Origin of the sequence: Psychrobacter sp. SC65A.3 (assembly GCF_025642195.1) — a bacterium.
Classification (GTDB): Bacteria; Pseudomonadota; Gammaproteobacteria; order Pseudomonadales; family Moraxellaceae; genus Psychrobacter; species Psychrobacter cryohalolentis.
In genome coordinates this window covers 2,694,331-2,710,878 of sequence record NZ_CP106752.1, presented here as the reverse complement: position 1 = coordinate 2,710,878, position 16,548 = coordinate 2,694,331, and the positions used below count along the sequence as shown (strand labels likewise).

Below are 16,548 nucleotides of genomic sequence, written 5' to 3'. Positions count from 1 at the left end.
TCTGATTATTTGCTATTTATTAAGGTGTAGGGTGGTATTAAAATCTGTGTCTAATAGATGACCCATACGATCGCGCTTGGTCGCTAGATATTCAGCATTCATATCATTCACTCCAACGACTAATGGCACCCGCTCAATGACATCGATACCATGCTCGGTTAAGTAAGCGACTTTACTAGGATTATTGGTGATAAGGCGCACAGCATCAACGCCTACATGAGCAAGCATGGGTCCACACATATCATAGATACGCGCATCAGCAGGCAACCCCAACATAAGGTTGGCATCTAGAGTGTCGTGACCTTGATCTTGTAAGGCGTAAGCACGGATTTTATTGGTCAGACCGATGCCGCGTCCTTCTTGACGCAGATATAAAATCGCCCCGCAGCCCGTTTTTTGTATCGCATCCATAGCGGTATTTAGCTGTGGTCCGCAATCACATTTTAAGGAGCTAAAAGCGTCACCAGTTAAGCACTCAGAATGAATTCTTATTAACGGAATAGGGCGTTCTGATAAAGCATCATCTTTTTGATTTAAGATGCTGTCGGCAATATCCGTTTGATCAAACACAGGCAGACCTACCGTCAGCATCACATGCTCTTGACCCTCATCATTCTCAAAAATATGAATATCAAACTCGCCGTGACGAGTAGGCAATTTGGCGCTAGTAATAAATTGATATGACATTAATGCCCTGCATAAGCTGATCATCGTGGCGCTAACTGTCTGACATAGCTTTATTATAATAGCTAAGTTCTTGTAAGCTAGAGGGTTTGCAAGATAGTATGCTAATTATATTTATTATAAAAACCCATAAATTATAAAAACACACAAAGTTCACAGACGGCGCACGATGATTAAAGCGACAATTAAAAATAAATGCTATTATGCCATACTATTTTGACGGATACAGTGACAAGTCTTTGCCCTTACATTACTATGTCGTCACTAACGTCCGGTATGGATACAAAATAATAAGGCATAATAGCCATTATTATGACCTTTGAGACAGCTATTAGAGCAGTTTTTAGGGTTGTCATTGAACGTTATTATCTTTATATCAAATAGCGTATTTTGGGTTATTGCAGCGATAAAAGCTGTATCACTAATTGTATAGTCGATGCCATCTATTGTATTAGCGATGATACAAATGATGGCATGGCTATTATTAACGCCACTTAGACTATTGCTAGACCTTGTCTAAGGTAGCATCTGGTCAGCAGATTGGTAGGTATCGTACGTTTTATGCAGCAGTCACCTCATTCCCCACAGTCTCAGTCATTATCTGCGTCAGCTGTTGATTCTGCTGTACCGCTATCAAAACTGCAACAAACGTATGCAGTGATTCCACGTGAGCGTCCACAGACGCCATTGCTCGACAGTGTGGATAGTCCTGCTGATCTCAAGACTTTTAGCAGTGCTGAGCTGATGACTTTAGCCGATGAGCTAAGGCTGTTTGTATTGTATTCAGCGGGTCAAAGCGGTGGTCATTTCGGTGCCAACTTAGGCGTGATTGAATTGACTATTGCGCTACATTATTTGCTAGACACCCCGCAAGATCAGATCGTTTGGGATGTGGGTCATCAAGCGTATGCGCACAAAGTACTGACAGGTCGCCGTGATCAGTTAGGTACTATCCGCTCTAAAACTGGCTTAACGGCTTTTCCAGAACGCGCCGAATCTGTCTATGATACCTTTGGGGTTGGGCATTCATCAACGTCCATCTCAGCCGGTTTAGGCATGAGCTTAGCGCTACGCTATCAAGGGCGCGCGCAGACGGTTGCCTGTATTATCGGCGATGGGGCGATGACAGGTGGCATGGCGTTTGAAGCGATGAATGACGCGGTGCAACAAGACGCTGATTTGATGGTGATTTTGAATGACAATGACATGTCTATATCCTGCTCGATCGGTGGCTTTTCACGGCATTTAGCAATGCTTTGGGAGTCAGGGTATCAGGTTGATATCTCTGATGCAGGCGAGCCAATATTATGTCAACGCCCTGATATGCAAGCCTTTGATCGACGTAAGCGTCATAAAGAGCAGCGCGATGTACCGCAACTAGAAGACAACCTCTTTAAGGCGATAGGCTTTACCTATTTTGGTCCTTTTGATGGTCATAATATTCCTGAGCTACTACGTGTATTGTCTCTTGCCAAGAAAGTCAAAGGTCCAGTTTTGGTCCATATTTATACCACCAAAGGTAAAGGCTTTGCGCCTGCTGAATTAGATCCGGTCGGCTATCATGCTATTAGTAGCTTACCTGCTGAAGATAATGCACCAAAAACTGAAAAAGCAGCGATTAAACCTTCCTTAAAGTACTCGCAAGTATTTGGGCAGTTTTTATGTGACAAAGCGGCACAAGATAATAAGCTGCTCGCCATTACCCCAGCGATGGAAGAAGGCTCAGGGATGATTGAGTTTGCTCGTCAATTTCCAGAGCGTTTCTTTGATGTAGCGATTGCTGAGCAACACGCTGTGACGTTAGCGGGTGGCATGGCAACACAAGGAGTGAAGCCAATTGTGGCAATTTATTCGACGTTTTTACAGCGTGGGTACGATCAGCTGATACATGATGTTGCTTTGCAAAATCTTGATGTGATGTTCGCCATTGATCGCGCCGGCCTAGTTGGTGAAGATGGCGCTACGCATGCGGGCGTATTTGATTTTGCATTTTTACGCTGCGTGCCCAATATGCTGATTGCAGCGCCAAAAAATGAAAACGAATGCTATCATTTGCTCAATACTTGTTATGAATACCAAGGTTGTACCGCAGTGCGCTATCCGCGCGGTGTCGGCACTGGCGCGACTATTACGCAGCCTGCGCAAATTTATAATATTGGTGAGGCGGTTATAGAGTCGGTACTTGGTACAGACGATGCACCCAAGAAACTGGCATTATTGGCATTTGGTACGATGGTCGAAACGGCTGAGAAAGCCGCAGAAATGATTGCGAAATCCCCTTTATTAGCATCAAGCTGTCAGCTGCATGTGGTCAATATGCGTTGGGTGAAGCCTTTAGATACTAACTTGCTTGAAACCCTAGTTGAGCAAGGTATTACTCATATAGCGACTTTAGAAGAGCATATGATCATGGGCGGCGCGGGTAGTGCGGTCAATGAATACTTATTAAATAAATCGGCTGCTTTTAAAATCCATCGTCCATCTATTTGCAATATAGGTATCCCTGATCGGTTTGTTGCGCATGGCTCTCAAGCAGAACAGCTAGCAGATTGTGGTCTAGATGTGGAAGGTGTGTTCAATCAGCTCCAAAACTTATTATCTTAACTGATGTGGCTTAAGGTTTAAAAGACGATTAATCATCTATCTGCTACATTATAAAAATAATAAATACCCATAGTCCGTAAAAAGTTGATAAAATAGCTGTGTAAAAAATAAAGCTGTATTTTTGTGCCAAGATATCGCCTGCTTGCCGTAGGTGTGAACTATTTGACAACTTGAGCGGTGCGACTAATAGCAACCAAATATTGTGGTTTGCTATGTGGCTTTATTTTTCATTGATTTTATAAGTAGTGTTGGTGCTATAAGTATCTCTTACTTTACATACTTTCTTTATTAATAAGTATCTATCGATTGGTACTTATCAATTAATATTTATCTAGTAATATCCATTTATCAAACAAGCAGGTTATTGTATGGAACCCATGGTCGTCATCGCAGCGCGTGCTGCTGAAAAAGTCGGTAAAGAAATTTTGTACGCGCATCAAAACCGTCACAAAATTGAGTTGGATATCGAGTCAAAAGGACTAGATGGTCTGGTTACTCGTATTGATCGCTTTAGTGAAGAGCTGACGATTGAGACGCTAAAAGCCAGCTATCCAAATCATTCGTATTTGGGTGAAGAGTTTGGTATGCAGGAAGGTCGCGGCGAAGATGCTGACTGGTGTTGGATTATCGATCCACTAGATGGCACTAAAAACTTCGTTCATGGCGTACCGCAGTTCTGTGTGTCTATCGCCGTACAGCATAAAGGCGTGACTCAGCATGGTGTTATCTATGATCCTGTCCGTGATGAGATGTTCTCTGCTAGCCGTGGTAAAGGCGCGCGTTTAAATCAACGCCGTATCAGTGTCAGTGAGCGTAAAACGATCGATGGTGGTTTATTTACTACTGGGCATCCTCTTGAGCGTAAGCGCAATGGCGAAGTGATCTCATATGCCAAAGAGCACTACGAAAGCCTACAAAAAATCACTGAAGCGGGCGGTCAAATCCGTCGTTTAGGCTCAGCTGCTCTTGATTTATGTTATGTGGCTGCTGGTCGTTTTGATGGCTACTTTGAGATGTCAATCAAGCCTTGGGATATCGCAGCAGGCGAGCTTATTGTCACCGAAGCACGTGGCGTGGTCGTTGATCATACCGGCGCACACAATTCGATGACATCAGGCTCTATCTTTGCTTGTAATATAAAACTGCTAAAACCTTTGATGCAAGTGGTAGTGCCAGCATGGGGCGATGCACTTTAATCGTCCCCTTTTAGATAGCTAAGTATGACAAACAAAAAGCTGGTTCCGTTACGGAGCCAGCTTTTTTGTTTTACCATTACCTTTATAGCTACTTTTATCTTCAACTGTAATACCATTGAATTCAAGCTCTTTACTAACCTTTTCAAGGAGCTGCAACTCTTCTTCTATCAGCATCAGCATATCTTGCACATGAGGTAAGGCCTTGCTACAGGCAGTAATACCAAATTCAATCTTATCCAAATAACTTGCCAGCGTAATATTCATCGCTTGCCCGTTGAAGACAATCGAGGCAGGGTACAAAGATTGTAGGCGCGCGCCATTCCAATACAATGATTTTTCGGAGCCTGGCACATTTGAGATAATCAGGTTAAAGGCTTGTTTTTTAGGAAACAAACCAGTCGCCAGATTAATCCCTTCCCATGCATAAGACACCACACTGTAGTTAATAACTTGCGCTTGATTCATACGTCTAAAACGGCGTTTTCCATTGTTCATACTGCGATGAATTAGCTTGATTCTACTCAATGGATCATCCAGATGAGTACCCAGATTGGCAAGGACAAATGACAGCTGATTGCCCGCGACACTATCGTCAGTTCGTAAAGACATGGGCACGAACGCAATCAGAGGCTTGCTAGGTAGTGCATCCATCGAAATCAAATAACGCCGGATAGCACCAGCACAAACGGCTAGTACTACATCGTTTTTGCTAATATTAATACGCTCAGCAATATCATTGAAGCGCTTGATATCATAAGATTGTGCCGCTATGCGCCTCGATGCTGAGATGCGTCTGTTTAAAATACTTCTCGGGGCATCAAAGGTACTGACATAGCTGTCGTCATTATAATTTTTAAAATTATCCAGTAATTCTGTGAACACAGGCTTAATGGTAGATACTTGCTCTTTCAGGATGCGTAAAGCGGAGCGCTCTTTGGGCAAGATAGCATCGATCTGATTGCGATGGCGTGCCATTAATGACCAAATAGGCAAAGTAACCGGCTCATTGGGCGATTGTGACAAGGATTTTTTGACCAAACGCATGGCAGCGATGCCATCAACCAGCGAGTGATGGATTTTGAAATACAGCGCAAAGCGCTCTGGGCTACCTTCGCTCTCTGGCTGAATGCCTTCAATCACATGGCATTCCCACAGTGGCATAGCACGGTCCAATAGACGACCATGCTCTCTTGAAACATACATCAAAAGTTCGCGCACACGGGCGGGCTTGGGTAGGGCGACATGATGCAAGTGGTGCTCGACATCAAAATTTTTGTCTTTTTTCCAAAATACCATATGCTCAAGTACTTGGTTGAACGGAAACGTTGGCGGTACATCAGAGTCTTGCATCTGCTTTACAAGCTGATGAACAAAACTGATATCGGCATCCTCTGGTAATTCAAATAAAAATAGACCTCCAACATGCATGGGTTGTTTACGCGACTCAAGAAGTAAAAACAACTGGTCGACTGCTGTAAGAAGTCGCATAATAAATCCTTTTATAATGAAAAATATAATCACCTAACCTTTGATACTACTGAAAAAAGTATCCCGTCTGTGGTGAGCTGGCAGTTGCCATTTTGCGCATCGGCATACGACCCGCCAAGAAAGCCTGACGACCTGCCCATACCGCATGCTTCATTGCTTGAGCCATCATTACAGGATTTTGCGCATTAGCAATGGCTGAATTCATCAGTACGCCATCACAGCCAAGTTCCATGGCAATCGCGGCATCAGAAGCTGTACCGACACCAGCATCAACCAATACGGGTACTTTCGCATTTTCAATAATCAAGCTTAATGTATGGCGATTGAGCAAACCAAGACCAGAGCCAATCAGACTACCAAGTGGCATAATTGCCACGCAGCCCATACTCTCTAATTCTTGAGCAACGATAGGGTCGTCTGACGTATATACCATGACCTCAAAACCGTCATCAATCAACACTTTGGCAGCTTTGAGTGTTTCCATCACATTAGGGTATAAGGTTTTTTCGTCCCCTAATACTTCAAGCTTAACCAGATTATGCCCGCCTAATAGCTCGCGAGCAAGCTTACAAGTACGAATCGCCGTTTCTGCATCAAAACAACCCGCTGTATTTGGCAAAATAGTGTATTTATCTGGTGAAATGACATCAAGCAAATTGGGCTCATTGCTATTTTGACCGATATTGGTACGACGAATAGCGACCGTCACTATCTCTGCTGCTGACGCGCCGATGGCGGCACCCGTTTCAGTCATATCTTTATACTTACCCGTACCGACCAATAATCGAGAAGAAAAAGTACGACTGCCTACCGTAAAAGTATCTTGCAAAAAGGGTGCCGATTGAGTAGCAGTGCTAGTGTTATCTGACATAACTGAAAATCCTAATGACGAGTAAAACAAAATGCTATTATAACAAAATCATGCAATCTTACTTGCAGTCTTTTTGAGTTGAGCCAGTTAAGAATAATACATTTACCATGCTTTGATACAAGTTTTTTTCTGAGTTTTTCTTTATCTATTAGGTCGTTTTTATGATGCAACTGCCGTACAGTTTTGCAAAACGCCATCAGATTTTGGTTATTCTAGCCATTGATCCTGAGCTGCCACCGACATTGCTATTGACCAAGGTGACGCCGCTTTCAGCAATCAATGAAGCGGTGCGATTTTTACAGCAGCAAGGCATACGCGGTGTGCCAATATATGAAAGTGTCAGCTCGGAAGATTTTGAGAAACGCATGAATGCCGCTTATGCAGGTAACACTGGCGAGTCACAGCATATCGCCGCTGGCCTTGAAGACCATCCTGATCTTGATAGCTTGGCAGATAGCGTGCCTGAAACTGAAGACTTGATGGACCAACAAGACGATGCACCTATTATCCGTCTGATTAATGCATTATTGTCCGAAGCGATACGTCTAAACGCCTCAGATATCCATATTGAAACCTTTGAAAAACGCTTGGTCGTTCGCTTCCGCGTCGATGGTGAGCTTAAAGAAATCATCACACCAAAACGTCAATTAGCGCCGTTATTAGTATCGCGCATTAAAGTGATGGCAAAACTGGATATCGCCGAAAAGCGCGTGCCGCAAGATGGGCGTATTAGCTTGCGCTTAGCAGGGCGCGAGGTTGATGTGCGGGTATCGACATTGCCGTCAAGTTTTGGTGAGCGTGTGGTCATGCGCTTACTAGATAAGCAAGCAGGTCGCCTGAATATGACCTATTTGGGGCTATCTGATAATGATTATAGTGAGCTTAAGCGCTTAATCCATCGCCCGCATGGCATTATATTAGTGACAGGACCAACAGGCTCGGGTAAAACCACCACGCTATATTCCGCATTGACTGATTTAAATGATCAAACCCGTAATATCTTGACTGCTGAAGATCCGATCGAGTTCCAGCTTGATGGTATTGGGCAGACGCAGGTCAACAATAAAGTCGATATGACCTTTGCTAAGAGCTTGCGTGCAATGTTGCGTCAAGATCCAGATGTGGTCATGGTGGGTGAAATTCGCGATTTAGAGACAGCAGAAATCGCTGTGCAAGCATCTTTAACAGGGCATTTGGTATTATCAACCCTACATACCAACACCGCTATTGGAGCGGTTACGCGCTTGCAAGATATGGGCGTTGAGCCGTTTTTATTATCATCATCATTGATAGGCGTGGTCGCCCAGCGTTTGGTACGTACGTTATGTACACATTGTCATGATTGGCAGCTGGCTGACCATGAACAAGCCAAATTGTTTACTGAGATTGGTATTCAATCAATGTCTGACAATATTGCAGCTGATAATCTGACAGATAAAGCTATCAAGCTACCTAGAGCAGTCGGCTGCGATAAGTGTAACCAATCAGGCTTTAAAGGGCGGACGGCGATATATGAAGTGGTGCCCGTTGATGATGCGCTGCGACGCATGATTCATAGCAATACTGCCGAGTATGAGCTAGAGGAATACGCACGCCAAAAGACACCATCGATTCGTGCTGATGGTTTGCGTAAGGTAATCGCGGGACGTACGACGTTAGAAGAAGTGCTACGCGTGACCAAAGAAAGCGCCCTACTAGAGGACGCTTTGATTGTTTAGAGTAATATTTTAAGAGACATTTTTATTTGACAGCGATACATTCAACTTCAACGCTGGCACCTGCCGCCAATTCAGCTACGCCAAAAGCTGAACGGACGGGATAAGGCTTTGCCAGTTCAGCTTTGTAGATTTTATTGAAGTCATTAAAATCGTCCATATCGGTGAGCATCACCATACACTTAACGATATCTGACTTTTGGTAACCGTATTTTAATAAAGTAATATTGATATTATCCATTGTCTGTTTGGCCTCGGCTTTAACACCGCCTTTGACCAGCTTGCCATCTTTAAAGCCAATCTGACCAGACATATACAAAGTATCGCCGACACGGACTGCTTCTGAGAAAGGATAACTGCCGCCGTCACCTAAAAACACAGGGCTAGACTTAGTCATAGTTGCTGCATGGTGTGTATGAGTTGAAGTTTTTTCGGGTGCAGCAGTGGCACTAACGGTAAATCCTAATGCACAGATACTGATAAGAAAAGCCTTGGATAAATTAGTAAACGCTGTTTTAGAAGTAGCTTTGGAAATCATTTTGGACATCATTGTCTCCTTATTATAAGTTTATAAATCACCGCTATACGAAGTGCGCTATAAAAATGCTTTAACATGGATAGCGCACTACTTTACGTATTCTTAATATATTAGTTATCTCAAACAGCCTCATCATTATCAGCTGATTGATTGTCTTACTCAGTTTCTACTTTTGCGTCTGTTTCTACTACTTTGGTATGAGACTCAGTATCAGCCTCTGCCGACTTTTCATTAGCTTTGCCTTGACGACGCGCTTCTAACTCAGACTTGGGTATCCAAGCCCATGTCATCTCGACTACGATTGGGTCGCGATCACTGTCCGACTCACGGTCATGAATGACACATGGAATAATCATTTCGCCTTTCGGAGTATTTAAAATATCTAAACGCTGCTCATCAGATAAGCTTGCGATGGCAGCGATTTGTCCTTTTTTAATCGGTCGATAGAAATTCACTGAATAAGACTTAATCAATAGTACACGATCAGCAGGTAAGTTTAAGCCTAAAATGAATCCCGTTGCCGTTTCAGCAAGTAAAGTAATGGCAACTGCATGCACGGAGCCGATATGGTTTTGCACCGCTTTGGTATTATTTAAACTGACCACCACTTGGTTTGGCTCGACCGTTTCATAGTAGATACCCGTTGTGCCCACATAAGGTACTACCTTACCAAATGCTTTCGATAAAATGCTCGAACGTGCACCAGCAGGTAAATATTTGGTGATAGATAACAGTTTGGTAAATTGATTGCTGATTGGTTTAAGCGTGCTATTGGTTTTTTCGACTGCAGGCTTTGTGTTCTCAGAGACTTTGGCTGGCAGTTTATTGGTCCGTTTGATCGGGAGTTTTTTTAATAATCCTGACATACAATATTCCTCATTTAAGTGGGATTTACAATGCTAATGATACTAGGGTTAAAAGGCTCATGTCATAAATGAGTCACCGAATAGGCTTTATGCTAGCAGCTATTTTAGTTATGGTACATTAACTGCTCAGTCGCTACTATTATTACCATGTACTGCTGCGCTTACAAAATAACAGTGACGTAACGGCATCTTAGGCGTTAGTAATTTAAGCACTGATACCCTGTAGAATGAGTAACTATAATGATAAAATGCTAGCGCTTTTTTATACTTTTTTGCTGGATAATGTTATGCCTGATATGTGTGATGATAAGCCGACCAATATTATTTATACGGGCGTCGCGGGTACTGGTAAAACCTACCGATTGCTCCAAATTGCTAAAGAATATACGGACTATCTGCCTAAATCCAATAATGAGGATTTACTCAAGCAGTTATTGCAAGAATTGAACTGGCGTGATGTGGTGTGTTTAATATTTTTAGATTTTCAGTCGCAAAAACAGGACTTAGTAAAAGTACCTGAAATCGTCAATCATGAGTTTTTTATCGCCAAAGCATTACAAAACGCACGTGAGAAAAATTTAAGTAATACAGCGTGGTCTGTACTGCAAATGCACAGTCCAACCAGCTCACAGACGGTTGCGTATAAAAATAGAGCCAGCCAAGCGTATTTTGATAAAGACCCTAGCGGTGCGTGGTATTTACTGCCTGACAGCCTGATGCTATTAAGCGAATTGTCAGAGCAATTGTCAGAATTTCAGCAGGCGCAACGTGATAATAGTGCTAGCCAAAACCAACGCTTTAGCCAACAGCGCTTTAGTATGGTCAGTTTCCATCAGGCATATGGCTATGAAGAGTTTGTCGAGGGCATTCGCCCGGTAATGGCAGCTTCTAATCAGTCGAATAACAGCTCATCTCAAATGAGCTATGCCATTACTGATGGCGCCTTTTTAAAGCTCTGTCAGCGCGCGGCAAATGATCCTCAGCAGCGTTATGCGATGCTGATTGACGAGGTTAATCGTGCCAACGTCTCACGCGTTTTTGGTGAATTGCTCAGCCTTATTGAACCTGATAAACGAGCAGGTACGCCCAATGCGATGACAGTAAGTTTGGCATACTCTGGGCGAGCGTTTAGCGTGCCTGCCAATGTTGATATCTATGCGACCATGAATACCCAAGATCATTCGTTAGCGCCACTAGATATGGCACTGCGTCGTCGTTTTCGCTTTATTAACTGTCCGCCGCAGCCTGAGCTATTACCGATTATCAACCTCAATAAAGGATTAGAAATAGTCGACGAAGCGGAGTGCATCAATTTAGCCAAAGTATTAACGGGTTTAAATCATCGTATTAGCCAAACGTTAGGGATTGAGGCGCAAATGGGTCATGCATTTTTATTCTCCGTGCATAGTCTTGAGCAGTTACAAATGGCACTTACTGAGCAAATTATTCCACAATTAGCCCAAGCAGCTGGCGGGCAAGTGGCTGTCTTGCAGTATATTTTTAGAGATGAACAGCAGCCAATATCGGCACAATTTATTCATGATAGTCAAACGTCAATACATAACGGTATGTCCACTCAAATGGCTAGCGAGAATGGTATAGCTTCTCAGAACTCCATGTTTGCAGGACAGCAATCCTATTTTACTCAATCTATAAATGCCGGCAGTTATGCAATTAATACTGACCTTATTGCCAATACTGGCAAGTTCACCCAGCTTGCCGTCTATCAGCGCTTATATCCATGAGGATGTTAATCGATGATAAATACGCATAAGCACACTCAAAGCTCTGAAATGAATATCATGACGGTATTTGAACATCAGCGTTTAATAGCGTCTAATTTCTTGTACGACTCTGATTTTCAGTGGCTGATAACCCAAGAGCTGTCAGTATTTAGTATTAAACGCAAGCAAGGACAGTGGCAACTCAAGGTTGGACATTATATTGGCGTTATTGTACTGCCTAGTGGCATGACTCTTGAGATACTGCCAAAATTTATTGCAAACACTGCTAGCAACTCTATTAAGCAGCCATATCAGTCAAATGAATCACCAGTAGATGCGGATATTTTACAGACCCGTCACTGGGTACAAAATATGCTGTCAGACCTAATGAATAGTAACGATAACAAATCGCCTCACAACAAAAATTTTGGTCAATATAATGATAAATTAGCCGCACTACCATTAGCAGCATTACCCTTGTCAAATTGGCTGATTGAGCAATTCTTGCAGCGCTTAGCTCATTATCAACCGACCAAACAGTATCAAACCCAAATCCATAACCAAGCAGCAATTCAAGGACGTTTACTCATAAAAGAGCAATTACGTCATAACAGTATGCAGCCACATAAATTCGTTTGTGAGCGCAGTGTGCTGAGCCAAGACATGCTAGGTAATCGCATGATTAAGAGCGCACTGACGCTGCTGATGCCTTTGTTGTCTCAATCAAGTCTGCTTTTACATTTACAGCCGTGGCAGCAAGTGTCTGTCCTACATCTGCATGAAATACGCCAGCTAGAGTCGATATACCTTCAAGCAAAGCGTGAGCTTGCCATTCAGCCGCTGCAAGTAAAGCAATTACAAGCCGCCTTGCAACTGGTAGATTTCGCTTATTGGCTGCTTAGTCAATCAAATATGGAAATCGGTCATAGTATTAATGCACCAAAACCATTTGGTAGTAGGTCTACACCGCCACGCTTATGCTTACTGATAGATATGAATCAAGCGTTTGAGCAATGGGCAAGCCAGCGTATCGCTTTGATTTTTCAGCAATTAAGCGACGACTATAAACCATTATTCCAAGCGCAACGTGTTTGGCTTAATGATGCAGAAGGGCAGGCGTGTTTGTCTATTCGTCCTGATTTATTGATTTACCGCCAGATGCGTTCGAATACTAAAAATAAAGAGAAGCATGATGATGCTTTACCAATAAAGAATTTAGGAGCAAATCCATCACCAGAAAAACAAGCAGGTCAATATAGTCATGTGATCGATATTAAATGGAAGCCTTTAGCGCATGCCAGCGCTATTAGTGCCAGCGACGCTTATCAACTGAGCAGCTATGCGCAGGCGTATCAAGCAGAGCAAGTCTGGCTGGTATATCCAGTACAAGACAATCAGAGACGAGCGGTTGTATTAAAGCAAGATACTCAGGACATATACAATAGTGAAAGTCTATCCTATGCTCAGTTATGGCTGATACCTTTTAATGTGCGCACAGGTACGATAAACACTGACTTGCTTCCGACATAAGATTTAGTATAATATGCGCTTAGCTCATGAGGCACTATGTTAAGTAGCGCTTGTTGTCGACGCTCAGTTTATAAGAAATAAGCCTTTTTTAAATAATTTAGCAGTTATTTCAAATTAATTAAAAATAGGTGTTGACACCATCGGCGTTTCCCCTTAATATGTGCACCTCGATAGCAAGGAACGTTAGCCAGTTAGTGGCATTGCCAACAACCAGTTAATTAACAAACTATCGTGTTAATAGAGAATTTCGGAGTGTGGCGCAGTTTGGTAGCGCATCTGGTTTGGGACCAGAGGGTCGTAGGTTCGAATCCTATCACTCCGACCATCTATTTAAGAGCCTTACAGGCTTTTTTTTATGTATAATGGTTTGGTTTCTTGTATATCAAGCGGACCAAAATATGTAAAAGTCCTCTAAGAGCGCCTGTAGCTCAGTTGGATAGAGCATCTCCCTTCTAAGGAGGTGGCCGCAGGTTCGAATCCTGCCAGGCGCACCATTTAGCCTGCATATATTGCCGAATTTTGGCAACAGTTATGGCGGTTGTAGCTCAGTTGGTAGAGCCCCGGGTTGTGATCTCGGTTGTCGTGGGTTCGAGTCCCATCAGTCGCCCCATTTTTTTGCTATATCCCTTCTGTTTATATTCTATATTAAAATCATTTAAAAAAAGCCGCTGCCATTTTTGGCATTTTTTTGTACCTGTCTATTTTATATCTTTTTGCCTCTGTGATAGTCCTAAACCTTTTAAATCGCTCATGATCTAACAGTCTACTGGCGTTTTTTATCATTTTTTTTATGATACATATTGTGTCGTAAGGGCTTTATAAAGGTATATTAGCTGTACTGTCAAAGAAAAATTCATCTCAGTAGCACTATATTTTTAAATAAAATCGATCCTCATATTAATGCGATTTTTTTATTAAAGTGGCGCGTTATTGAGCAGCTGTTATTGAGGAAATGGTTAATGGATGCATTAAGCGTGTTACTACAAAATGTGCATTTATTCGATACGAAATACTATCGCTTAAATGGTACAGGCAATTGGTCTTACTCACTCACTAGACAAGATACGATTGTGTTTTATTTGGTGATGTCCGGTAGCTTTTGTATTGATATGGGCAGTGGACTCAGAGAAGCGCATGCTGGCGACATTATTATGATTCCTAGCGCGCACAATCATGTCAGTTACGCGCTCAACCATCATGGTGAGAGTGCCAAACCTTTGGATGAGTTGCTTACTAATTGCACGGAACAAGTGCTTGATATTCAGGGCGATGGTGATGCCCAATCATCTTTGATACTGATTGAATGCAAGTACGATAAAGAGATGATTCGTCCTTTATTATCAGTGCTACCAACGATATTGCCTGAAATTAACGATGAATCTGATGGTCGGTTCGAGGTGATTGATGTTGAGATTCGACTGCTGACGTTAGAAGCTGAGCATGAGCGGATGGGTAAGACGGCGATTATCAATCATTGGGCAAGTATTATGATGATTGAGTGTTTGCGGGTTTATATCGAAAGTTTGCCCGAAGCCACGGACAGTTGGCTAAAAGCCATGAAAGACCCGTTTTTAACCAAGGCATTGGTCGCCATGCACGAAAATCCAAGCCAAAACTGGAGCATTCATGAGCTTGCTGAAGTTGCAGGTATGTCACGCTCGAGTTTTGCGCAGCGTTTCAAAGACGTGGTTGGTATGCCGCCGTTGACCTACCTGATTGACTACCGTTTGCGTCTGGCGGCACGTTATTTGCGTTTGCAGCAAAATAGTATCAGCCGTATTAGTGAGCTAGTGGGTTATGCCTCAGACTCAACTTTTAGCCAAGCCTTTAAGCGTGTATATGGCATATCGCCAAAAGCGTACCGCCAGCAATATCAAAAACAAAACCTTGCTTAGCTGCTACTTCACACATAAATAGTCATCCAAGCTGTGTGATATTTTCTAAACTGAGTCAGTGATATAATAGCGTCTATCTGATAATAATTTTTCATCATTAGCATTTCGATCTTGCACAGCTGACAATGAGTGTAGGTTAAGGTACTATGGAATGACAATGAAGTAATAAGTCGCCTAGTTGCGACGGTGTTTTAGCGACCTATATTTTATGCTTATATATTACGGTCTATCCAGAATATAGTATGACTTAGGTGATGTTTATTTTTGCAGCTGATGGTGTTTTATGACTGAACCGACCGCAAAACCAAGCGTAAAATCAAATGATCTACAAGATTCTTCTGCGTCTATTAATCATAAAGACAAACTTAATAGCAGAGTCAAAGCTAACAATAATCAGCATGACTCAAATCTTCAGCAGGAAAATAGCGCACAGGCAGGTATGGCTATTCGGCTTGATAAAGCGGCATTATTAGCATTATTTGTTTTGCCAAATGCGGATGGCAGCTTGACAGAGACTAGCTCTGCTAATATAAATACTGCTAATCATACTCTGATAAACCAAAGCTCATCTATCTCTGCAAGTGACAGTAGTATTGCTACTCAGCGCGTGGCACTTTATCGGGCGCAGCATGAGCGCACGCAGCAATTATATTTGGCTTCTGCTGCTATCCGTCCGACTTACCTTGTACATACCCTCAAAACACAATTTGCCGAATACCAGCAATATTTGCTTGCACAGCAGCTGGATAAACGCGGTTTGATGGATACGGATGCCATTGAGCGCTTATGGCAGCAGCTGCATGTGGTCGATGACATCATCGAAGATATTGTACGCCATATGCCAGCTCAGCAACCTGCAGGTTGGCAGTTGACAATACAGGATGGACATAATCCATTATGCTTTGCCACCGTCGGCAAGCTAAAGCATAATAAACCTATCTTTGATCAAGGCAGTTTGAACAGCTATGTGCTCGGGCACTTTGGCGTCAGTAGCTTTACTTACGATCGTGGTTATTATATAGGACATGTGGTTGGCTATTTATTCAGCTGTTATTTTTGCGCCCATTTATCTATTACCTATGGCGTGACAGCACTTGGTCAGGATGTGGTGAGTGATTATGATTATGCCAGCCTTGAAACCCCGCACATGGTCAGATTGCTACAAGGTTTAGACGGTTATTGCAAAAAACGTATTTATCAATTGGCGGTCATTTGTGCACGTCTCAGTGTGTTTGCCAGTGATAAGCGCATTGAGCGTATGCTGATCGCTGAAGTCAATGATTTTGATAAAAAGCTACAACAACAGCATTTAGATGTTCTATTATTGCAAGGCTTGATGCCGGATAGTAACGATTCTACGCCGCTTCTTTAAGTCGTCTATTCTTTTAATAAGCCAACTTTTCAAATCTTGATCCATCCTCTTTTACTCTTGACCGC

The 16,548-nt window shown here is 42.7% G+C and carries 12 protein-coding genes and 3 tRNA genes; 10 read left to right on the top strand and 5 right to left on the bottom strand.

Annotated elements, in window-relative coordinates; translation table 11 throughout:
* Positions 1-12 precede the first annotated feature (12 nt).
* A complete protein-coding gene (ribA, locus tag OEG80_RS11450) occupies positions 13-687 on the bottom strand; it encodes a GTP cyclohydrolase II (protein WP_133103852.1) in 675 nt (224 codons plus the stop codon).
* A gap of 558 nt (positions 688-1,245) precedes the next feature.
* On the opposite strand from ribA, the gene dxs reads away from it, so the two are divergent.
* Positions 1,246-3,288 carry a 1-deoxy-D-xylulose-5-phosphate synthase gene (dxs, locus tag OEG80_RS11445; RefSeq protein ID WP_263240922.1) on the top strand — a complete coding sequence of 681 codons (2,043 nt, stop codon included), beginning with the start codon at positions 1,246-1,248 and terminating at the stop codon, positions 3,286-3,288.
* A gap of 368 nt (positions 3,289-3,656) precedes the next feature.
* Entirely contained in the window at positions 3,657-4,484 is an 828-nt protein-coding gene (locus OEG80_RS11440; RefSeq protein WP_011512618.1) for an inositol monophosphatase family protein, read from the top strand.
* A gap of 48 nt (positions 4,485-4,532) precedes the next feature.
* On the opposite strand, the gene OEG80_RS11435 is transcribed toward OEG80_RS11440, so the two are convergent.
* Together OEG80_RS11435 and OEG80_RS11430 are read right to left on the bottom strand one after the other, a co-directional pair.
* Entirely contained in the window at positions 4,533-5,972 is a 1,440-nt protein-coding gene (locus OEG80_RS11435; RefSeq protein WP_263240920.1) for a WS/DGAT/MGAT family O-acyltransferase, read from the bottom strand.
* Positions 5,973-6,018: 46 nt separating this feature from the next.
* Positions 6,019-6,843: a thiazole synthase gene (locus OEG80_RS11430; protein ID WP_263240919.1), complete on the bottom strand. Its 825-nt coding sequence runs from the start codon at positions 6,841-6,843 to the stop codon at positions 6,019-6,021.
* A 161-nt stretch (positions 6,844-7,004) separates the two neighbouring features.
* On the opposite strand from OEG80_RS11430, the gene gspE reads away from it, so the two are divergent.
* Positions 7,005-8,561 carry a type II secretion system ATPase GspE gene (gene gspE / locus OEG80_RS11425; protein WP_263240918.1) on the top strand — a complete coding sequence of 519 codons (1,557 nt, stop codon included), beginning with the start codon at positions 7,005-7,007 and terminating at the stop codon, positions 8,559-8,561.
* Between the two features lie 22 nt (positions 8,562-8,583).
* Here gspE and OEG80_RS11420 read toward each other — a convergent pair whose 3' ends face one another.
* Together OEG80_RS11420 and OEG80_RS11415 are read right to left on the bottom strand one after the other, a co-directional pair.
* Positions 8,584-9,105, bottom strand: coding sequence for a RidA family protein (locus OEG80_RS11420; protein WP_263240916.1), 522 nt, complete (start codon positions 9,103-9,105; stop codon positions 8,584-8,586).
* 146 nt (positions 9,106-9,251) lie between these two features.
* Positions 9,252-9,962 carry a DUF4442 domain-containing protein gene (locus OEG80_RS11415; RefSeq protein ID WP_263240915.1) on the bottom strand — a complete coding sequence of 237 codons (711 nt, stop codon included), beginning with the start codon at positions 9,960-9,962 and terminating at the stop codon, positions 9,252-9,254.
* A 248-nt stretch (positions 9,963-10,210) separates the two neighbouring features.
* Between OEG80_RS11415 and OEG80_RS11410 the strand changes: the two genes are divergently transcribed.
* From OEG80_RS11410 to OEG80_RS11380, 7 genes are all read left to right on the top strand, one after another.
* Positions 10,211-11,707, top strand: a complete 1,497-nt coding sequence (locus OEG80_RS11410) for an McrB family protein (RefSeq protein WP_442792469.1) — start codon at positions 10,211-10,213, stop codon at positions 11,705-11,707.
* Between the two features lie 12 nt (positions 11,708-11,719).
* A complete protein-coding gene (locus tag OEG80_RS11405) occupies positions 11,720-13,216 on the top strand; it encodes an McrC family protein (protein ID WP_263240912.1) in 1,497 nt (498 codons plus the stop codon).
* Positions 13,217-13,464: 248 nt separating this feature from the next.
* Positions 13,465-13,541, top strand: a tRNA-Pro gene (locus OEG80_RS11400).
* A 92-nt stretch (positions 13,542-13,633) separates the two neighbouring features.
* Positions 13,634-13,710 (top strand) — tRNA-Arg (locus OEG80_RS11395).
* A gap of 40 nt (positions 13,711-13,750) precedes the next feature.
* Positions 13,751-13,826: transfer RNA gene (locus OEG80_RS11390), tRNA-His, on the top strand.
* A 349-nt stretch (positions 13,827-14,175) separates the two neighbouring features.
* Complete coding sequence (locus OEG80_RS11385; RefSeq protein WP_011512626.1) at positions 14,176-15,111, top strand: helix-turn-helix domain-containing protein; 936 nt, start codon at positions 14,176-14,178, stop codon at positions 15,109-15,111.
* 283 nt (positions 15,112-15,394) lie between these two features.
* A complete protein-coding gene (locus tag OEG80_RS11380; RefSeq protein ID WP_263240911.1) occupies positions 15,395-16,483 on the top strand; it encodes a hypothetical protein in 1,089 nt (362 codons plus the stop codon).
* Positions 16,484-16,548 lie beyond the last annotated feature (65 nt).

Bases quoted from the DNA above. Each gene is read 5' to 3' on its own strand.
- ribA (WP_133103852.1), bottom strand. From the start codon at position 687: ATGTCATATCAATTTATTACTAGCGCCAAATTGCCTACTCGTCACGGC.
- dxs (WP_263240922.1), top strand. From the start codon at position 1,246: ATGCAGCAGTCACCTCATTCCCCACAGTCTCAGTCATTATCTGCGTCA.
- OEG80_RS11440 (WP_011512618.1), top strand. From the start codon at position 3,657: ATGGAACCCATGGTCGTCATCGCAGCGCGTGCTGCTGAAAAAGTCGGT.
- OEG80_RS11435 (WP_263240920.1), bottom strand. From the start codon at position 5,972: ATGCGACTTCTTACAGCAGTCGACCAGTTGTTTTTACTTCTTGAGTCG.
- OEG80_RS11430 (WP_263240919.1), bottom strand. From the start codon at position 6,843: ATGTCAGATAACACTAGCACTGCTACTCAATCGGCACCCTTTTTGCAA.
- gspE (WP_263240918.1), top strand. From the start codon at position 7,005: ATGATGCAACTGCCGTACAGTTTTGCAAAACGCCATCAGATTTTGGTT.
- OEG80_RS11420 (WP_263240916.1), bottom strand. From the start codon at position 9,105: ATGTCCAAAATGATTTCCAAAGCTACTTCTAAAACAGCGTTTACTAAT.
- OEG80_RS11415 (WP_263240915.1), bottom strand. From the start codon at position 9,962: ATGTCAGGATTATTAAAAAAACTCCCGATCAAACGGACCAATAAACTG.
- OEG80_RS11410 (WP_442792469.1), top strand. From the start codon at position 10,211: ATGCTAGCGCTTTTTTATACTTTTTTGCTGGATAATGTTATGCCTGAT.
- OEG80_RS11405 (WP_263240912.1), top strand. From the start codon at position 11,720: ATGATAAATACGCATAAGCACACTCAAAGCTCTGAAATGAATATCATG.
- OEG80_RS11385 (WP_011512626.1), top strand. From the start codon at position 14,176: ATGGATGCATTAAGCGTGTTACTACAAAATGTGCATTTATTCGATACG.
- OEG80_RS11380 (WP_263240911.1), top strand. From the start codon at position 15,395: ATGACTGAACCGACCGCAAAACCAAGCGTAAAATCAAATGATCTACAA.